General features: G+C 36.4%; 1 protein-coding gene. It reads right to left on the bottom strand.

Translation table 11 applies throughout. The annotated features are described in order from the left end of the window. Positions 1–162: 162 nt before the first annotated feature. Positions 163–352 (bottom strand): hypothetical protein (locus DRF65_RS29060; protein ID WP_228439014.1); only part of this gene is annotated, 190 nt, incomplete at its 5' end.

The raw sequence follows: 352 nt of genomic DNA on the forward strand, positions 1-352 counted from the left end.
ACATCTGCATTTTCCCCTTTTCCTGCCATCCGGCATCTCTCCACGCAAATCCCCAAACAAATGTTTAAAATTTTTCTCTCAACTAATCAGAACCTTAAGAGTGATATGTTACTTTAATGTAAACTTTATGTTAAATAAAGTTGCGTGGTAAAGGAGAAGTTTCTATCTTTGCCCCACTGAAAAACGAGAGAGATTCAGTAAGCGCAGAAGAGCTTTTAGATAAGCAGAAACATTATATACTCCGAAAGATAAGGACGAAAAAAAACTTTCACTTTTTACTTTAAAAAGTTGCGGGTTAAAATAAAGTTTGTATCTTTGCAGTCCCAATAAAACGGGAGCGCAGGAGTAGGGA

The sequence above is a fragment of the Chryseobacterium pennae genome, from assembly GCF_003385515.1.
In the GTDB taxonomy this organism is placed as follows: domain Bacteria; phylum Bacteroidota; class Bacteroidia; order Flavobacteriales; family Weeksellaceae; genus Chryseobacterium; species Chryseobacterium pennae.